This window comes from Brevibacillus brevis NBRC 100599, assembly GCF_000010165.1.
GTDB lineage: Bacteria > Bacillota > Bacilli > Brevibacillales > Brevibacillaceae > Brevibacillus > Brevibacillus brevis_D.
In genome coordinates this window covers 764644-782627 of the sequence record NC_012491.1, presented here as the reverse complement: position 1 = coordinate 782627, position 17984 = coordinate 764644, and the positions used below count along the sequence as shown (strand labels likewise).

Annotated in this window: 17 protein-coding genes; 6 read left to right on the top strand and 11 right to left on the bottom strand. The window is 40.2% G+C overall.

Annotated elements, in window-relative coordinates:
* Window positions 1–60: 60 nt before the first annotated feature.
* The 4 genes from BBR47_RS04060 to BBR47_RS04045 all read right to left on the bottom strand — a co-directional run bounded on the left by BBR47_RS04060 (window position 61) and on the right by BBR47_RS04045 (window position 3588).
* The gene (locus BBR47_RS04060) at window positions 61–561 is read right to left on the bottom strand and encodes an SMI1/KNR4 family protein (RefSeq protein ID WP_012684478.1); all 501 of its coding nucleotides are present in this window, start codon (window positions 559–561) and stop codon (window positions 61–63) included.
* A gap of 129 nt (window positions 562–690) precedes the next feature.
* Complete coding sequence (locus BBR47_RS04055; RefSeq protein WP_012684476.1) at window positions 691–1125, bottom strand: HEAT repeat domain-containing protein; 435 nt, start codon at window positions 1123–1125, stop codon at window positions 691–693.
* Window positions 1126–1291: 166 nt separating this feature from the next.
* On the bottom strand, window positions 1292–2509 hold the full coding sequence (locus BBR47_RS04050) for a macrolide family glycosyltransferase (protein ID WP_012684475.1): 1218 nt from the start codon (window positions 2507–2509) through the stop codon (window positions 1292–1294).
* Between the two features lie 284 nt (window positions 2510–2793).
* Complete coding sequence (locus BBR47_RS04045; protein ID WP_012684474.1) at window positions 2794–3588, bottom strand: glycosyltransferase family 8 protein; 795 nt, start codon at window positions 3586–3588, stop codon at window positions 2794–2796.
* 326 nt (window positions 3589–3914) lie between these two features.
* Between BBR47_RS04045 and BBR47_RS04040 the strand changes: the two genes are divergently transcribed.
* Window positions 3915–5000, top strand: coding sequence for a hypothetical protein (locus BBR47_RS04040; protein WP_012684473.1), 1086 nt, complete (start codon window positions 3915–3917; stop codon window positions 4998–5000).
* A 107-nt stretch (window positions 5001–5107) separates the two neighbouring features.
* Here the strand turns inward: BBR47_RS04040 and BBR47_RS31930 are convergent, their stop codons facing one another.
* Window positions 5108–5299 carry an Imm53 family immunity protein gene (locus BBR47_RS31930; RefSeq protein ID WP_081437217.1) on the bottom strand — a complete coding sequence of 64 codons (192 nt, stop codon included), beginning with the start codon at window positions 5297–5299 and terminating at the stop codon, window positions 5108–5110.
* A gap of 53 nt (window positions 5300–5352) precedes the next feature.
* Between BBR47_RS31930 and BBR47_RS04035 the strand changes: the two genes are divergently transcribed.
* From BBR47_RS04035 to BBR47_RS04030, 3 genes are all read left to right on the top strand, one after another.
* Window positions 5353–5796: a cell wall hydrolase gene (locus BBR47_RS04035; RefSeq protein ID WP_012684472.1), complete on the top strand. Its 444-nt coding sequence runs from the start codon at window positions 5353–5355 to the stop codon at window positions 5794–5796.
* Between the two features lie 172 nt (window positions 5797–5968).
* The gene (locus tag BBR47_RS31875) at window positions 5969–6271 is read left to right on the top strand and encodes a hypothetical protein (protein WP_012684471.1); all 303 of its coding nucleotides are present in this window, start codon (window positions 5969–5971) and stop codon (window positions 6269–6271) included.
* A gap of 652 nt (window positions 6272–6923) precedes the next feature.
* Window positions 6924–8459 (top strand): thiol-activated cytolysin family protein, encoded by a 1536-nt coding sequence (locus BBR47_RS04030; protein ID WP_012684470.1) that lies wholly within the window; start codon window positions 6924–6926, stop codon window positions 8457–8459.
* A 131-nt stretch (window positions 8460–8590) separates the two neighbouring features.
* Here BBR47_RS04030 and BBR47_RS04025 read toward each other — a convergent pair whose 3' ends face one another.
* The 6 genes from BBR47_RS04025 to BBR47_RS04005 all read right to left on the bottom strand — a co-directional run bounded on the left by BBR47_RS04025 (window position 8591) and on the right by BBR47_RS04005 (window position 16152).
* Window positions 8591–10786 carry a tetratricopeptide repeat protein gene (locus BBR47_RS04025; RefSeq protein WP_012684469.1) on the bottom strand — a complete coding sequence of 732 codons (2196 nt, stop codon included), beginning with the start codon at window positions 10784–10786 and terminating at the stop codon, window positions 8591–8593.
* Window positions 10787–10792: 6 nt separating this feature from the next.
* Window positions 10793–11989, bottom strand: coding sequence for a hypothetical protein (locus BBR47_RS04020; RefSeq protein ID WP_012684468.1), 1197 nt, complete (start codon window positions 11987–11989; stop codon window positions 10793–10795).
* An 838-nt stretch (window positions 11990–12827) separates the two neighbouring features.
* Entirely contained in the window at window positions 12828–13307 is a 480-nt protein-coding gene (locus BBR47_RS04015; protein ID WP_041749236.1) for a hypothetical protein, read from the bottom strand.
* Between the two features lie 496 nt (window positions 13308–13803).
* The gene (locus BBR47_RS04010; protein ID WP_012684467.1) at window positions 13804–14457 is read right to left on the bottom strand and encodes a lysozyme inhibitor LprI family protein; all 654 of its coding nucleotides are present in this window, start codon (window positions 14455–14457) and stop codon (window positions 13804–13806) included.
* A 257-nt stretch (window positions 14458–14714) separates the two neighbouring features.
* Window positions 14715–14852 (bottom strand): hypothetical protein, encoded by a 138-nt coding sequence (locus BBR47_RS31135; protein ID WP_162837762.1) that lies wholly within the window; start codon window positions 14850–14852, stop codon window positions 14715–14717.
* A 16-nt stretch (window positions 14853–14868) separates the two neighbouring features.
* Window positions 14869–16152: a helix-turn-helix domain-containing protein gene (locus BBR47_RS04005; RefSeq protein WP_041749235.1), complete on the bottom strand. Its 1284-nt coding sequence runs from the start codon at window positions 16150–16152 to the stop codon at window positions 14869–14871.
* 227 nt (window positions 16153–16379) lie between these two features.
* Here BBR47_RS04005 and BBR47_RS04000 point away from each other — a divergent pair, with 227 nt between their 5' ends.
* Both BBR47_RS04000 and BBR47_RS03995 read left to right on the top strand, forming a co-directional pair.
* Window positions 16380–16577 (top strand): aspartyl-phosphate phosphatase Spo0E family protein, encoded by a 198-nt coding sequence (locus BBR47_RS04000; protein WP_012684464.1) that lies wholly within the window; start codon window positions 16380–16382, stop codon window positions 16575–16577.
* 247 nt (window positions 16578–16824) lie between these two features.
* A complete protein-coding gene (locus tag BBR47_RS03995; protein ID WP_012684463.1) occupies window positions 16825–17925 on the top strand; it encodes an HNH endonuclease in 1101 nt (366 codons plus the stop codon).
* The last annotated feature ends 59 nt before the right edge of the window (window positions 17926–17984 follow it).

Below are 17984 nucleotides of genomic sequence, written 5' to 3'. Positions count from 1 at the left end.
GGAAAAGCCTCGTGGATGGATTCGTATCCACGAGGCTTTTCATTGTCTTTCGTATTCTCATTAATACAGCTTTGATAAAAATTCAGTAAATGTAGAGGCCATTGGAGTAATTCCCTCTCGTTGCCATTCTTCTAGTGATTTTTCTTCTAGTTGCTCTTTAGTCAGGTCTTTCTCTGTAAACATGAATTCGTGGTCTACGAAAACAATGATTGGTTCAGCATGTTTTCCTTTACTATAATCAAAGCAAATGTTACCACCACCAGCATCGTATCCAATAGGAATCAATCCATCAGGTACATAATCCTTAACATCCTCGAATGCTGTTAAAATATAGTAACTACCAACCTTACTGCTAAGGCTATAGAATGTATTAAATACTTTACCTTCTACATCTCCATAATCAAAACCACATGGAACCGGACATCCCTCATGATTTTCAAGCATGCACTCTACAAAATCTTTGGGAAATCGTACGCCTAAGGCAGCTTCTACTTCTTCGATATCTCTGATGTCTATTTTCTCTGTGCAGCTTTCAAATGTTACATGCTTTGGAATTGTCATGTCATTGCTCCCTGTTAATAATTTCGCTCTTTTTTACTAATATCGGTAATTTTTACATTTTGTTGAGATAAAAAAGGAAGGGGCTTGATCCCCCTCCCTTCTCCACTCATTCCATCTCTACTGCTCTTTCTATAACGACGCCCAGGTGTTTTCCAGCCACTGATCAAAATCAGCACCTTTTTCTCCCTCGTACGTATCATAGATATCGCTTCTCATTTTTTGCAGTTTCTCTTTGAATTCTTCGAATGTATGATCTTTTGGCAAGCTCTTTTTAATTCTTACCAAGGCTTTCGTTGCGCCTTTGATCAAGTCACCTTTTTTCTGAGCAGGTAATCGAACACCTTCCCCAAATGCTTTCAGTTTTTGAAAAGCAGCCTCTTGCACTTTGTATACCGTATCGTTTTCCATGATTCTCGTCAGTAATCTCATTGTTTCATCATGCTTCCACTGACCCAATTCTTCAACAGCCTCTAAACGCTCTCTCCAATTAGATGTTCGATTGGCTGCTTTTTTTAATTCCTCAAAATTCGGAGGAAACTCATTTTTGATTACAATATTATTCATCAAATCTATCTCCTTCTGACTATCATCCTTCTATTATGGCACTACATCATATGAATAACACCCCCTACTCACATATAAATTCCTCGGAAAAAGTGTGGAGAGCGAAAAATTTATAGTAAAAAAGCTTCTTGCCGCTCATGATGATGAGGCAAGAAGCTTTTCATTTTTAATTCGGCACGGAATACAAAGACATGATACATCTTGCAGCTTCTTGGTATCCGCCAGCGTTACGGAAAGAGTCCCCTACTTGTATTGCGTGCTGTTTATAGGTCGATTCGTTCAACACTTGCAGCAAAGCATCCTTCAATGCTGTCGGTGTGAGCTTTCCCCTATCTAACATAATACCCGCTCCCAGCTCCTCCACCCGCTTTGCCACAATCGGCTGATCGGAGCTTAATGGAATCATGACGAGGGGCACATAAAAATAGAGAGCCTCACTCGTACTGTTCATACCAGCATGTGTAATAAAAGCATCGGCCTGCTGGAGCACTTCCAGTTGCGGAACGTACGGCTCAATGATGAAGTTGGGTGGAATATTTTCTCCAAGAGACTCCAGCTCCGTTTCTCTTCCGCAAGATAGTACGAATTGAGCCGGAATATCTTGAAAGGCTGCAAAGCACAGTTTGTACAATTCCACATCTTTGGTCAAAATACTGCCCATGGAAATGTACACGACCTTATCGTATGAAGCACGTAGCTTTTCAAACGGAAACGGAGGAGAATCAGGCCGCGAAGTAATCGACGGTCCTGTAAAAATGTAGCTATCGTCCAGCTTGTCAGCATCTGGCTGGAATTCACGACTGGTAAAGACAATCTTCATGTCTCCATACTGACGGGTAATATCCTCAATGGCAGGGACGGCTACGTTGCATACACGGGCGATGCTCTGTGCAGTCTGCGTCACTCGTTCATAAAGTGCATCCACATCGACATCATCACTTGCCTCAAGCACTTCGACAATTTGGCTGAGCGGTTCAGCAAAGGCGAAATTGGTCACGGAGCAGATCGTCGGGATTCCTAGCTTCTCCCCTAAAATCGCCCCTCCCCACCCAAACAAGGAGTCAAAAATCAGGTAATCAAATGATTCGTTTTCGATCTGCCTGAGAATCTCGGGAATGTGGGGTTCAATAATACCTCGCAGCATAAAATCGTTGAAATGAAAAGGGTGTCTGAATTCTGTTGGGTTAAAACCTAAATCACGAGATACTTGTTCATCCTTTTGATAAGCGCGGAATTGCGCCCCAGTCTGGGCAAGCCTATCCCGATATTCTTCTGAACACATATAGACGACTTCTTCTCCGTTGTCGACTAGCTGCTTCACTAAACCCAATGTAGGATTCACGTGACCATCTGCTGGAATCGTAACATACAATACGCGTGCCACTCACTCCACCTCCAAAAGAATATCTAATTAGTAAATGTTTCCATTTTATTATAGGTCAGATGGTTGGTAAAAATGGTTAAAATCCAAATATTTCATAATTTGTTCAATATTTTATATGAAGATGTTTAGTATTGTACATAAACCCTTATATGCCAAATGATTTCAGGAACCGGCTTGTACACCCAAGAGTTTTTTAAACGCAAAAATCCCTCCAGCCATCATTTCTCCATGTGAAGGGATTTCCATCCATATTATTTAATTAACAAAGCCCCGAAAGCCCGGTCCTACAAGGAGTTTAACTTCTTTACTTTTTTAAGATATTTAAAATACTCCTCTCGAAGCGGGTGCTTTTTACTCAACCACGGTTTGCTATCTTCCCCTGTGTAGTGAATAATGGCCGGATCTATTCGCAGGTTGCTTTTATAAAGATGCTTGGACTGATAATTCCACTTTGTGTCAAGTTGAAGCCAATTATCATGAAGAATCGCATTCATCGGATCTTGACTGGGATAACGAATAATCCCTTGGTTCTTTTTCATGTAATCCATAATCTTTTTTGTGATGTTATGCTCTCTCCATTTTTTCAAATTCATGACTAATACTCCTGCATTAAAGTAATCACAGTCATCCGGAATAGCCAGATCGGCATGTCTCAGCTTGTTTAATCCTTGCCAAGAATCCATCACCGCTGCAAGGTAATATTGATCAACCTTTGTGTTCCATAATGGAGTGATGTCTTTTTTAATAACGATATCACTGTCCAAATAAATCACTTTTTCAACTTCTTTGTCCAGCAGGTCTGGAATAGAAATTCGATGATAGGTTTCCTGCGTTAGATGATCACGGACGAGGAATCCATCATATAGGGTCGGATCAATAGTGACATATTTAATTTGAGCATGGAATCGTTTCACAGTTTTCGTTAAGATGGATTTATTTTCCCCAGAGACCTGACTGTCAATAACGTGAACGATGACTGGGTTTTTCGAAACCTTATTTTCAAAAAGGGAATATAACATGACTGCGAGATGTATAGCAAAACCATCATTAACGGCTGTTACAATATGAATCGTGCCCACTATTCTCCCACCCCATATCCTAATTGAGCTATATATACACACTATTCATGGACATCGTTGGTTTGTGTGATGAAAATACCTAATTATTTCTAGATGGGAGCACAATTCACAGCTGCACCCCTCCGCTGATGCCGCTTTTTTCTGTGTTCGATCAGAAAACCGTTATACGACTAGAGCATGTTCCATCCATCCCCATAAAATATATAAGCTGTAAGAGCGACTCGAATTCGGCAATGACCTTATCCCATAAGTGGCGGTATGAGGGTAATTTGTCCAAGCTTCAGACTAGGCACAAAGAAAGTACCTATTTAAAAGGGTGATGAAATATGATCTCCTTTGTGGTTGGCAGAGGGATGGGCCATCTCGGTAGATGCATTAGCATATCGGAAAAATTGCAGCAGCACCATCTTCCTATTCACGTGTTTGCTTTTCGTGAAACACATGGCTATTTATCGAAAAACCTGCACAATGACATCCAATTGAAAGCCTTTAAATCCAAAAAATTCGAGGATGGTAAGCAAACCACACTATTAATAAATGATTGGCGCTCCGATGTGCCTCGATTTCGCAGTGAGGGGAAAGTCGGTGGAAACACAAAGCTCGTGACCCTCTACCACAGTGACTTTATTATCGGTACTAATGATTCAGCTCCGATGCGGGAATACAAAAATCGCATTGTAGAAATCGCCAATCAATCCGATATCTTTTTGCACATGAACCTTATACCGCCTAAGCAGACCCATCCGCAAATGAACTGCATTTATATCCCTATTCCTTTAATCACCAGGGAAATCAGCCAATCCCCTCAAGAAGTGCGACGCATGTTAGGCCTTCAGCAGAACGAGCCGTTTATTCTGGTTCACATGGGCGGCGGACTCGCTAACCGTTATGAACAGATCGTGAAGTGGTATGATCAAATAAACTCACTTGCTGGCCGCTATCGATTTGTTGTCGCTGGGCAATTGGCAGATGAAGATTACCAGTTCGATGAAAGGATCATCAAAGCCCCGCTCATTCCGAATGGCAAAAATCTTGTACAGGCGGCCAGTCTGGTCATTAGCAAACCGGGCATGGGCATTTTAGGAGATTGCATCTCTACAGGAACCCCATTGCTTTTCCTTCCGCCGGATGATGCAGAACGCGAGCAAAAAATAGATATGCTAAGAGAAATAGTCAACAGTGATAAGGTATCGATCCAGGAACCGGAAGAGATTGTACCAAAGATTGAGTATGTGTTAGCAAATAAAGAGGTCATTCAAAAAAGATTTAGCCTTATCCCTACCAACGGCGCTGAGGTCGCAAGCAAAATTATCGAAATGGCATACCGGATCCCGCTATCGAAATTGGCAAAAAGACAGGAAGACCTCCTGCGCTTGACGCCGTATAGCTCCTTTGGACATAAGGGCAGATGACTTTGAAGCAAACAAGGAGGACTGTCTTAGGTAGAAGAGCAATTTCTACTTAAGACAGTCCTCTTACTTGCGCGTTATTCTGTAATCACTTACGTACACTTCATTCGCTAGCTCTCTGCCCATTGCTTAAAAAACGAAAGTATTTCATTCAGGTTTTTCGGACCACCAAATGCCTCAAAACATCCGTCTTTCAATCTGCAATGTACCCAATCATTCTCGGTTCTTTCTACAACATAAAATAACCGGGAAATATGTCCACCGATTAGTATTTCTCTATAGACCGATTTGAAGCGTAACATATTCGCTTCATCTACAATATGATGTGCCTAGAACAATCTAAAGAGGTGAACCGATGGCAGTCGTAAAAGCCAGGAGCAGTGATATTGACATGTTGGCAAGGTTGCTTCGAGCCGAAGCTGTAGGTGAAGGCGAAATGGGTATGCTCCTTGTGGGGAATGTTGGAATCAATCGAATAAGAGCGAATTGCTCCGATTTTAAAGGACTACGGACAATTCCTCAAATGATCAACCAGCCGCATGCGTTTGAAGCTCTGCAACATGGTATGTTCTACCAAAGGTCTAGAGATAAAGAACGCCGTCTGGCGCGACGGGCTGTGAATGGGGAGCGCCATTGGCCTGGCAAATTCTCCCTCTGGTATTTTCGTCCGGGAACAGCGCAAAATCCCCTGCCTTGTCCGCCAACCTGGTATAATCAGCCGAACGTGGGAAGATACAGGCTTCATTGTTTTTATGAGCCGACCGCGAAAGAATGTCAAAATGTATATAATACTTTTTAGTGTTATGGACGAAAATAGCCCAGACATTACACTGCCCCATGCGAAGAAAGGGGCAGTTTTTTTTATATGCTCGTGCGGACCATTATAAATATTGGCTATGTGGTCTGCCCAATCATTGTTTTTCGGTTGAACATACAATGTTGAGAATTCATTGTAAAAGGAGTGATTTTTAATGGCATTTAGACCGCCTCTAGGGCCACCTCCGGGCCAGCCGCCAGGAACACAGCAAGTACCACAGCCGCTAACTCCTCCTCCGTCGTTCATCCCTCCACAACCCGCTCCCTTTAGAATTGATCCAGGGGCAATTGAAGGTTGTTTGTTCCGTTTTACGTATCTTTGGCTTGCAAATGGAGAGCAGTTCTGGTTTTTCCCCGTTTTTGTAGGTTCTAGATCAATTGCAGGCTTTAGATGGACGGGGAGGACTTGGAGACGAACTGGATTTGATTTACGGTTAATTATTGCATTTACATGCTAAGGCGCAACTCTCTTCTCCTTTGCACCGATTCGATGCACAAGATACGCAGCCTTTGAATTTAGGAGCACAAGCCCCAAATAGATTCAGCCTGCGCGCGATTTCATGGGCTGCACGATCTTTGTCGTTAATGTGCAGCCTATTTATGCTGCGTACAATAATTGAAACTTTTGTAATCTCTCTGGCCTTCACTCTCGTTTCATACGATTCATCAACCCTTTATCTCCATAACTAATTCAAATCAAGCTCCCAATCGTACATGTAGAGATGACCGTAACTACTCACCCATATTGCCGTTCTAATCGAACGGTATTTTTTTGTACGCTATTTGTTAAATTGCTTCCTTGAACGGGATTAGAAAACGTAAGAAGTCGCGAATTCCATTTGGTATAATTTGGGGATGTAGGGATGGTAAAGGTATATGAGCGAATCTGTCTTTCGTTACATAGAGCTACTTGAAATTGCTGGAGTCAGCAACTTTGGTAGAGATATTTTTACAGTATGAACAAGCTGTAAGATTTGCCCCACCATATACTTTTTTTGGTTAAATCTAATGGTTTTTTCAGAAACTACCGATATAGTTAGTATTCCGGAAAATATTTACTGTGAGCATATCTAATTGAAGTTATGCTTACATCTTAAAGGAGGATACATTATGAGGATTCGAAATCATACTAGATTTTTAAAAGTACTCGCTAGTTTATCTGTTATTTTCGCTACTGTAAATTATCCAGTTATCTCCTTTGCCGAAGCGGTTGATTCTAGTGAAGTCAGTGAAACAAGTAACGCCGATGACATTAATTCCGGTATAGCAGACTTGGACTATGATAATGACGAAGTTTTAGCAGTAAGTGGAGATGAGATAGATAGTTTTGTTCCAAAAGAAGCACTCAACCCACATGGTAAGTTTATCGTCGTAGAACGCAAGAAAAAGTCACTTTCCACTTCTCCAGTAGATATTTCCATTATTGATTCTATGGCTAATCGCACGTACCCGGGTGCATTACAACTTGCCAATCAAGCTTTTGCAGAAAATAAACCGAGTGTATTACTGGTACCAAGAAAACCTTTGACGATTAGTATTGATTTACCAGGTTTGAAAAAAGAAAACTCCATTACTGTGGATAATCCAACATACGGGAATGTGTCTGGAGCAGTAGATGAGCTTGTATCTAAATGGAGCGATGAGTATTCAGCAACACATACTTTACCTGCACGATTGCAGTATGCAGAATCAATGGTTTATAGCAAATCTCAAATCGGAAGTGCTCTGAATGTTAACGCGAAATATCTTGATTCTACATTAGGAATTGACTTTAATGCGATTGCTAATGGAGAGAAAAAAGTAATGGTCGCGGCCTATAAACAAATATTTTATACGGTAAATGCGGAGCTGCCTAACGATCCATCCGATCTTTTTGATGATAGTGTTACTTTTAAAGATTTGAAACGCAAAGGGGTAAGTGATCAATCCCCACCTGTTATGGTATCCAATGTCGCATATGGTAGAACCATTTATGTGAAATTAGAAACAACCTCTAAGAGCAAAGACGTAAAAGCAGCATTTAAAGCCTTGCTTCAGAATACTGCCAATGTAGAAACGAATGCCGAGTACAAGGATATTTTTGAAGACAGTTCCTTTACAGCTGTAGTATTAGGCGGAGATTCACAAGAGCATAACAAGGTCGTTACAAAAGACTTTAGTGAAATCCGGAATATCATCAAAGATAATGCGGAATTTAGCCTGAAGAACCCAGCATATCCAATCTCCTATACCAGTGTTTTCTTAAAAGACAATGCCATTGCTGCCGTTCATAACAATACAGATTATATTGAGACTACCGCTACTGAATATTCGAAAGGTAAAATATCGCTTGGCCATTATGGCTGGTATGTCGCTCAATTTGATGTATCGTGGGATGAAGTTTCCTATGATAAAAATGGGGAAGAAGTACTCACACATAAAACGTGGGAAGGAAGCAACCAAGATAGAACAGCTCCTTTCACTACAGTGATTCCTCTGCCACCTAATGCAAAAAACATAAGGATTTTTGCGAAAGAATGTACCGGCCTTGCTTGGGAATGGTGGAGAACCGTTATTGATGAGTACAACATTCCATTATCGAGTGAAATTAAGGTTGAAATTGGCGGAACGACATTAAACCCAACGGGTGGTATTACATTTAAGTAGTTGTGAAGAGAAACGGCTGAAATCCTTTTTATCGAGGACTTCAGCCGTTTCTCTTTTTCTTATTCCTAAACAGTCCTAACACCGTTTTGTGCCGCAAATGTAAGTCACATTTCATCTCACAAAATATTTCATTATTTCGAAACGAACAGGGAGGGTAACAGTTGCATCATTTCATTCACATGCGGTGATTCTCCAAACATCAGATGCTTGTTCCAATCTTCCGTGCCAAGTTCCCTATCACCCATTTTGATAAAACACAAACCTCTCCGATAGTAAATATCTTGTTCGTCTGCATCAGAAAACGCTAAGGCCTCTGTATAATCGGAAATGGATAATTGCCACTCCTCCTGTGCTTCATAGACCCAAGCACGGTTGTAAAGGACGGTTGCATTTTTCTCTAGTGCCATAGCTTCAGTTAGATCAGCTATGGCCCTGTCATACTCCCCCATCTCATAGTACAGGACAGCCCTATTTGTCCAAGCGGCCATCATTTCCTTATCCTTGTTTAGGGCAGCGGTAAACGTTTTTAGTGCTTGATCATTATTGCCATCCGACATTTCAATTAAACCTAGTGTACACAGGAGCCGCGCATGATCAGGCTCTATTTCTAAACCGAATTCAGCATCTTTTCGGGCCATTTCGAATTTCTCCACTTGATACAATAATGTAGCTCTGTTAAGTAATCCATCAAGATTTTCGGGGTCTATATCAAGCAAGTAGTCATAGTCCGCCATTGCTTTCTCCACATCTCCAAGACGATTGAAGGCAGTAGCTCGATTGAAATAAACCTCTGGAAACGGAGGACTAAGCTTTATCGCTTGGTTATAATCTTCAATGGCTTCATCCAGTCGCCCCATTCGGCTATAAAGGTTTCCACGATCAAAGTAATATTCTGGATAATTGGAATCAATCTGTATCACTTGGCTAAATGTTTCGGCTGCTTCTTCAAACCTTTTTAAAGCTACATAAATCAGCCCTTTATTATGAAGCAACACCGAGCGATGCAACATATGTTCATCAGGAGCAAGATCCTGATTTAACCTTTGCCATCCTTCCGTAACCAATCGAAGCGCTTCTTCAGGATTATCCATATGTAACTCTACTAAAGCCAAACCATTTTGGTTAAATACTTGTTGAAATGCACGTTCTTTTTCATCTTCAATCCATTCTGCCAAATCAATGGCTTTTTGTATCCATTCTCTCGCCTTCTCGTGTTCTCGTTCCCGGTGATGCCTCGTATAGTACATCGAAAATCCATATGAAATTTGCATATGAACTCTAAAATCATCAGTGTTTGCGTACACTTCTCCTAAAAGCGTCGGTATATCATCAGTTTCACCCAATGCAGCCAGAGACGTAGCCATTTTCATTGTAAAATACCGGCTATTATCAAATTCGCTGCTCCAATTCATCAATTTCCGGCCACGTAGGCTCATATCGATAGTCGCATCGTAAAAACCCATGTTAATGCTATAACTAACTGCTTTAAACAACGCTTCGCTTGCTGATTTCTCAGAAGTGCCGCGCTCCAGATGAAACGGAATGGCGCCTAAGTGCAGTGACCACTGCTCTTCTTTTCTAAGAGCTTCTGCCCGCTCTTCGTGAAGGCTCTGACGAATTTCAATAGGAGTTGCTTCATAGGCGAGCAATTCCTGCTCACAATCTGATGTGCAGTCAGAAAATATGTATCGTTTCGTTAGCTCAAGTCGCTGTTCGTCAGATAGATTTACTATCCCCCTATCTTGTTCGATGTCAGAAAGAATAGTAGTAGGCTCCGTATACGTTTGTAACGCCTTTTTCAGGGCTTCCTTTTCCGCTATTTCACTTGAACTTACGATCACCTGAATCAGGTCAGACTTCGCACGACGCAGAAGTGTACTTATAAATTCTGCATCAAGTTGATCACAGGCCTGCACATTTTCAAAAACCAGGGTCAGTTTTCCCATTCGTTCCCGATTCGCTAATGCCAATAAAAGATCGATCAAACCATTCGACATGCGAAGTGTACGCAATTTCGAATAATAACGTGTTCTCTCTTTCGGAATAGCAAGAGAGGTAAGTGTTTCTACACTAACAGGAATGACTGCTTTCAGTTCTGGTGCTATGGATAAGATCTCGATGCAGTGTGATAAAATCAGGTCTGGCCATTTCGAATAAGCTTCTGGAATAATCTGGCGCAGAAGGTCACCAGTACCTGTATAGGGTCCTCGGAGATTGCAATGACAATTGCTAACATAACATGTGGAGTATTGCTCTTCGAAGTACTTCTTTTCTCGGTCGCTGCGTCGAGATCCAATCAGCCATTGGTGTGTCATCGATTGTTTCATTTCGACTCATCCCCTCTGTTCCAATGATAAATTCCGAATTTCCCTTTTGTTTCTACGCTCTTTTAGGTATAGATAAAATACAATTCCATACTGGACTCCCGTTATAGACAAGAAAACAACGGAATCCCAGAATTTCATATCTTCTCCTGTAAATATGGAGAGAAAAATATTCGTTAAAAGTTGAATAGCGACCGGAATCATATAGAGCATCATTCCTGTCATCATCAGCCAGCCAGTTGCGTAAAAAAAACTGTACCATCTTGCTACCTGATGATCCCGTTCCGTATACTTGGACATATCGACCATCTTGTTCTTTTTTCCAATTAGTCCATACCATCTATTTTTCAAATAGGAACGTGTAGCCTCCTGAAGATTTACACACCCCAACATCGTAATCATTAAATAATAGATATCTGTTTGAAGATGAAAATAAAATTGCCAGAAGAAACGCAACAGTGTTGTAAATGCTAGTCCCATACAATATGCAGCTATGATTGTCTTCTCACCTGTATTTATCCAAATTGCACCAGCAACGATCACTAATAAGGAATACCACAAAATATCACCGAACATTCCAATTAAAAAGGGAAGAACACGCTTTCGTTTTGGGAATCCCCAAATACCTGGCATGGAAGAAGTGAAAACCAAAAAGTACATTCTTCTGCCTATACTTAGTTCTGACGGGATACCCAGTCTTCGTCCGGCAAGCATGTGCATCATTTCATGAAACAAGATCCCTGGAATCTGACCGATCGTCATGCCAAGAAAAACCACCATGGCGTATTCGGAAAATAAGATGCTTAATCGACCCGGACGAATCTGTGGATATTGGTATAACAACCACAAGGCACAGGTTATGATGGCACCATAAATCAGCCAACCAAGTGGAGAAAAAGCTAGCTTACCCAACCATTGCCCCGATACTTTCTGCGCTTTCGTTTCCTTTTCCTCAACATCACAAATAAATGTCAGGTCACGTAATGTCTGCAAAAAATCATCCATGTCCACTTCATCGTGATAGGTATCTTGATACCAGGAATGCGCTTCGGCAACCCCCATGCCCTCTTGCAGTTTTCGTACAAGTGCTGCTCCATCCTCAGGAAAAACAGCAAACGTATCCGTTCCAAACCGCCCAATCAGGACTCCTTGCTTATCCTCCAGAAATGTTAACGGGTGTAATTGGATCATGCGATTTTCGTTCATGACTTTCCTCCCGGATGTTGTCATGCTATCTTCATAATTGAAAAAGAGGGGCAAATGCCCCACTTTTCCATGTTACTGACAAATATTTTATGCCTGCTCACATGTGCAGTCGTACATTGTGTTAGCTACTGAAGTCAATTTTACAGGCTCGGTTTTTTGCACAGTAATTTTTTTCATAATAATGGCCTCCGATAAATTGTTATTTATACCATATTCGCGAATGTATGGTATATACTGGTAATGATAGCTTGTATTTTTCAGACTGTCAATAATCTTTTGATTTTTTTGAAAATAAAATATTTTCTGATAAACACAAGAGAACGAAGGTAGGTAAATTAGGATTAAAACTTATGCTAACTAGGGATGTTTAACCTTTGTTACGAGGCGAGCGTAGGGGAATTAGGTTATATTTTTCAAGCAATTTTTGTCGCAAAAAGGACTATAGAAAATTTCTCACCGAGCAAACGAGGGTTATATCCGATTAAGAAAAACAAATCATTTCATTCGTCACCCACCCCATATAAATAAAAAACCTCAGAATTTTTTCTGAGGTCTAGTCACTATGGAGTAATCCTTCAGGTATATTGATTGTAGTGTAGCTTTCCATACCCTCATCCAAGCGCCCTAATTTAGTTTGGAATCTGCCTTTGAGTTGGTAGTAAGCACCAATCGAGCGGTGCTTATAAGGTGTCTGAGGATTAGCAGGTAAGATTGCTTTCTTATTCATCAGCACTTCTTCGATAGCTAGAGGACCTAGTGAGTGTGACAAAGTGATTTTTAAAAATTGGAACTGATAAGTAAAGCCGTACCGGTATTTCAAGAGGGTACGGCTTAGTTATTACTCAAACTTGTCGTTGTCAAAACACATTACAGAAAAGGAACCATCAAAATTTTCATCTGATGAAAATTCAATTAAATGATTATCAGCACCCCATCCCTCATTAGGGTCAACATAAAATGATTTAGATTCCCCTTTTTTTACTGATCCTGACATCACTATTTCGTCAAAGTGCGTATTTTTAACTGTAAACGTGAGTTTAGCTTTTCCACTATTTTTTATCCACACTTTCCCATAAGCGTAACCATTAGGAACGCTGAATGCATAACTAACATTCTTTTCATCAGTAGGCAACGTTCCACTTTTAATTCCAGGTCTTTTTCCGTAAGGTTCGAAAGCTCCAGCTTTGCTGGATTCAACTTTACTTAACATCACTTGGTTTGTTTCAACAGAATCAGTTGAAGCCATAACACCAGCCCCAATAGATAGACTGCTAAGTAAGAGAGCTATTGCAATTGTCCCTTTAATAACTTTCTTCACAAAAAAACCTCCGTCGCAATTAATTTAGACAAGTGTCGTGCACGACTATAACTATAGTATAAGGAAAAAAATGGAATACCAACTTTTTTTTGAAAATAACAAAACTAATAAGTAAAGCAGAGTGATGTAATTTCTTGAGAGACTTGGAGAAGAGTTTGTTTCATTTCTTGTTCTTGAAAATCGAACAGATAGTACATTAATGAAAGAGGCTAAAACCCTTAAGATTTGGTATTATCCCCTCGTGGTTGACAATGAAAAAAGTCTGTCTGATAAGATAAGCTTACTATTGTTGACCGGAGGGGATTTTTCGTGCCTAAAGCAAGACGTATCAATAAAAGGTATACGGATGAATTTAAAGCTGAAGCAGTTAGTCTGTACCTAGAGGACGGATAGAGTCCGTATCGGATTGCAGCACAGTTAGGGATACGTAGCAAAACTCAAGTACAGGACTGGATAAAGAAGCATCACCTAAAAACCTTTGATCAAGATTCCAACTCTATTTTTTACTTTGGTATAAAAACTCAACTTCACGATCTAGCAAATATCGATATTCAAATAATTGCATTGTTCTTTCCCTAATTCTCTCCCGTATAGCCCTGCCCAGGCTTACCGATCCTTGTGATCCAAGGTAACGATTATCAATAAATGTCTTCTCTACAAATTTTGTTTCCCTTAAGTGATACTGTAACCATTCTTTCTGCGATTCAATTAGTGCTTCTCTTGGTTCTCTATCCAACTTAGAAAGAAGCTTTTTATATATTTGATTCAACTCTTTATCCCAAATCTCTGTATATTTGCTTTCCAAAGCCCCCCATTTCAATGTTGTAATAATCTCTTTGGAATTTTGATATTCATTAAATTCTACTTCATAATCATGATCTATAGGATTTCGAAGCATTTCATCATAAAATTCTCCTTTCAATTCATAGTTCCCAATGTTCATGGATAACACTTCATTGTTAGAAGGATCTGAACGACCTTCTGTTATTTCTTTCGATTCTGTTCCATTACCTGTACTCACTACATCAGGAGGCAGTTCAGAATTCATTTTTGATTTAGTTTCGCTGTTCAAAGTAGTCGATTGACTAATATTTTGACAAGATGACAACATTATCGTAATAAAAAGTAATAAGAGTATCTTACCTTTCATAAATTCTCTCCTTAACTATTATCTTTACTATTTACCTGTAATGGGGCATAACGTCTTATTCACGAACTTCGTAAATAATCCCATATATAGGGTATTCTCGAAAACTTTTGAACTATCCTGCCCGTAACTTTAAGAAAGGCACCATTGTAGTTGGACTCACAAAATGTCAAAATAAAAAGCACCCTGATTATTATTTTCATCAAGGTACAAAAGGAACTTATTTCTCTGTAAAAGGAATATGTCAATATGTCATCTAATCAATGTCCGGGGTCAGCCACGTTCTGTTTTACTTCAAATATATGCGGCTTATTACCGTAGGTCACATCCGTAGGCATCAAATTAACACACACAGCCAATGACAACGATAATACCATCAAAGCCATTACTTTTTTCATCTGGGGCACGTCCTCCTTATTTACCAAAATTAACCATAGTTGTATTATACACCCCTTTAAGCTTTTGGACATACTGTAAATCCATCGGCAGTGAATTTTCATCAAAATAAGTTAGCATTTCGTTCAAACATTTATGCATCTCTTCAAATGCACTAATGACACCATACGCTTTTAAACTGTTAACGTAGCTTTCCATGCCCTCATCCAGTCGCCCTAATTTAGTTTGGAATTTTCCTTTTAGCTGGTAGTAAGCACCAATCGAGCGGTGTTTATAAGGTGTCTGAGGAGTAGCAGGTAAGATTGCTTTCTCGTTCATCAGCACTTCTTCGATAGCATCCATATTACCTAATTCTAAATAAATTTCGAGTAACTCGTTTACCACATGTATCTTGTTCTCTTTGTGAAGTTCATCCATGTACTTTCTTAACATCGGAATAGCGACTTCGTAATCCTTTTTCCTTGCTTTAGTAGTTGCCCGGTTAATCTTGGTGGATTCTACAACGAAATCATATTCAAACTCTTCAAACACATCTAGATGCTGTTCAACTGCATCGAAATTGTCTAAGAAGAAATAAGAGTTAATCATGGCAAGATAGGCTCTTGCCTTTAACTCAGTAATACTTGTTTCAAGTGCAAGACCTTTCTGGCATAGTTCAATACACATTGAATATTTTTGGGTGTTATGAGCATGGAGTCCCATTCTAAAATAGTAGATGATCTTTTCCTCAATCGTAAGGAAGTCTGTGTAATATAAAACCTCTTCTCCCATTCGGAATGTTTCCTCTAGCCTTTTCAGATCATTTCTTTCAATCAGATATTTTTTCAATAATGCTTTTGCAATATACTTCGGCTCTCCACATTGTCGTGCATAATTTGCAATTACCTTGAAAAGAACTAAACAAATTTCGTCATTTGTTTCAGCTATAGCAATGGAGTCACAGAAGCTATAAAGTCGCTCTAATGCCTTCTCAATCTTTTCATTCGGCGATTGGAGAATTTTCAATGATACTCTTTCCACTAATGAAGAATATTCACACTGAATGACCTCTTGAAGAATTTCAAATAACGTCTCAATCCTAGTCTCATCCTCAAGGTATCCTTCAATAATTTCTTCATACGAGTACGGAAATAGAGCGGCTATCGACTTCACTGTTTTAAATTCAGGGCGTTTTGTCTCTCCGCTCTCAATCTTTTGTAGTACGCCCCTACTTACACCAGTTCTATCTTCTAACTCAGCAAAAGACAAGCCATTATTTCTTCGGCTCTCAGACAACATGTCCCCAATTGTTTTCTTTTGCACTATATCCCTCCACAACACAAACTTCCTTTTTTTTACAACGCAATCGAGTAGGATTATAGCAAGTTAATGTTTGCTAATTCAACAAAAACAAACAGACATATTTCGACTGGAATTTGCGAAAATCATCGAATAATGTCAAATGTATCAAGGTAAATTTTCCCATGGTTTTTTTGATATAGGTGCTATAGTGAAAAAAGAGGGGGTGAGACTATGGGGGACTGATAACGATGGTTGAATGGCAAGAAGTAAGCAACGAAGACCTTACACAAATCATCAAGAATCTACAATATCAGCTTAAAGAAGTCTTCAAACAACAGGGCAAACTGACAAACTCCGATGTGTTGAAGATAAGTCAAGAACTGGATGAGTACATCTTAGAGTACCAACGAAGAAATCTTACTAATCAGAAAGGAGCCAAATTGTAAAAGTGAATAGACTTGTTTTGAGAAAGTGGATCAACAAGAAGGACGTTCCCCCTTTGCTTCCCGGCAACAGGAACGCCCTTAATAGGAGCTGCTTGAAACTCCTCTTTTTAACTCTATCACGAGATGTTCAGATTCGGAAGAAGGAGATTCTTACGAAATAGACCTAAAAAACATAGCGGAGCATTTGCTCGAAGAACTCGGATAATTAATTTTAGAGAATAAATTTTAAAGAGGAGTAAGGAAGCCTATGAAGAAATTCAAAAGAGTATTTGTGCCTTTTGTTGTGTTCTCATTGTTAGTTGCTCCTATGTCAGTCTTGACGCCAGCATCTGCTGAAAGTATACAGGAAATTGCCGAGACAGAAGAAGTTGTTGATTTCGAAAACCTTCCCATACAACTGGCGGAGGGAGTAACACTAGAGGAATTGGCAGAGGCCATCAATGAACCACGCATCCTTGAAAGCAAAAACGTAACGATTATAGAGAGCAGCACAGCGGATGAAGTCATCGGGGAGCGTCAAATGGTGTTCAGCCCCAATGCAGCACCAGTTGCAAAAGAAGACGATTCTAAATTTGACTTCGGTGTCTTTACTTACGACGAAGCTGCCGAGGCCGATGAGGCTAACGAGGTTGATGAATCTGACATGAATCAGGTTAGAGCCTCTAAACCGATGAGTGGGTATCCTAGACCTGTTGGAGTGTTCTTTGACCACTTCATGACAGCCGACTGGGCAGGCGGTGATATATATTCTAATGTTAAAGTATCCGCAGTGATCGGTAGCGTGTCCTCTGTATCGGCTACTCACTCTATCACTCGCTCAGTAACCAAGGACGGGAAATATCGAGTAGAAAGAACGAATAAGCCATATTGGAGACTCCCTTACGTCAATCTAACACAGGATAGGGTGCGTGCGAATGCAGAGACTTACTGGTGGTCAGGTGAATTTACCGGCACTGTTACATTCCAGAGTGGTAATTCCGCACCTATCAACACATTGAAGGAAGTAAAAAGTATCCTGACTAACAATAAAGGCGAAATTTACCCTGATTACGTCGATCCGCAGTCAAACATCAAGTTAATTAAACCGGACGCTGACATGGTGCGTCAGAAGAGAGAGCGAGATTCGGGGTATAGAAAGGACTTCGAGAGACGTTACGTTGGTTACTTCGGTCAGCCTCAATATTTCGCTTGGGATGATGTTGAAATCCATCATATGATTCCGCTAGAATATTATGGGGAAAACGATTTCGACAACCTGATCCCTCTACTCAAAAAGGATAGAAAAAACGATTACATTCTGCCACATAGGGAAGTAACTGAATGGTGGGAGAGTTACCGAAAGAATTGAGAAAAATGGACTACCGTTTGTGGGACGGTAGTCCGTATTTTCATTAGAAAGGGTGTGAA

Excerpts from the sequence above, each read along its gene's own strand:
- BBR47_RS04060 (WP_012684478.1), bottom strand. The coding sequence starts at position 561 with ATGACAATTCCAAAGCATGTAACATTTGAAAGCTGCACAGAGAAAATA.
- BBR47_RS04055 (WP_012684476.1), bottom strand. The coding sequence starts at position 1,125 with ATGAATAATATTGTAATCAAAAATGAGTTTCCTCCGAATTTTGAGGAA.
- BBR47_RS04040 (WP_012684473.1), top strand. The coding sequence starts at position 3,915 with ATGATCTCCTTTGTGGTTGGCAGAGGGATGGGCCATCTCGGTAGATGC.
- BBR47_RS31930 (WP_081437217.1), bottom strand. The coding sequence starts at position 5,299 with ATGTTACGCTTCAAATCGGTCTATAGAGAAATACTAATCGGTGGACAT.
- BBR47_RS04035 (WP_012684472.1), top strand. The coding sequence starts at position 5,353 with ATGGCAGTCGTAAAAGCCAGGAGCAGTGATATTGACATGTTGGCAAGG.
- BBR47_RS31875 (WP_012684471.1), top strand. The coding sequence starts at position 5,969 with ATGGCATTTAGACCGCCTCTAGGGCCACCTCCGGGCCAGCCGCCAGGA.
- BBR47_RS04030 (WP_012684470.1), top strand. The coding sequence starts at position 6,924 with ATGAGGATTCGAAATCATACTAGATTTTTAAAAGTACTCGCTAGTTTA.
- BBR47_RS04025 (WP_012684469.1), bottom strand. The coding sequence starts at position 10,786 with ATGAAACAATCGATGACACACCAATGGCTGATTGGATCTCGACGCAGC.
- BBR47_RS04020 (WP_012684468.1), bottom strand. The coding sequence starts at position 11,989 with ATGAACGAAAATCGCATGATCCAATTACACCCGTTAACATTTCTGGAG.
- BBR47_RS04010 (WP_012684467.1), bottom strand. The coding sequence starts at position 14,457 with ATGAAAGGTAAGATACTCTTATTACTTTTTATTACGATAATGTTGTCA.
- BBR47_RS31135 (WP_162837762.1), bottom strand. The coding sequence starts at position 14,852 with ATGAAAAAAGTAATGGCTTTGATGGTATTATCGTTGTCATTGGCTGTG.
- BBR47_RS04000 (WP_012684464.1), top strand. The coding sequence starts at position 16,380 with ATGGTTGAATGGCAAGAAGTAAGCAACGAAGACCTTACACAAATCATC.
- BBR47_RS03995 (WP_012684463.1), top strand. The coding sequence starts at position 16,825 with ATGAAGAAATTCAAAAGAGTATTTGTGCCTTTTGTTGTGTTCTCATTG.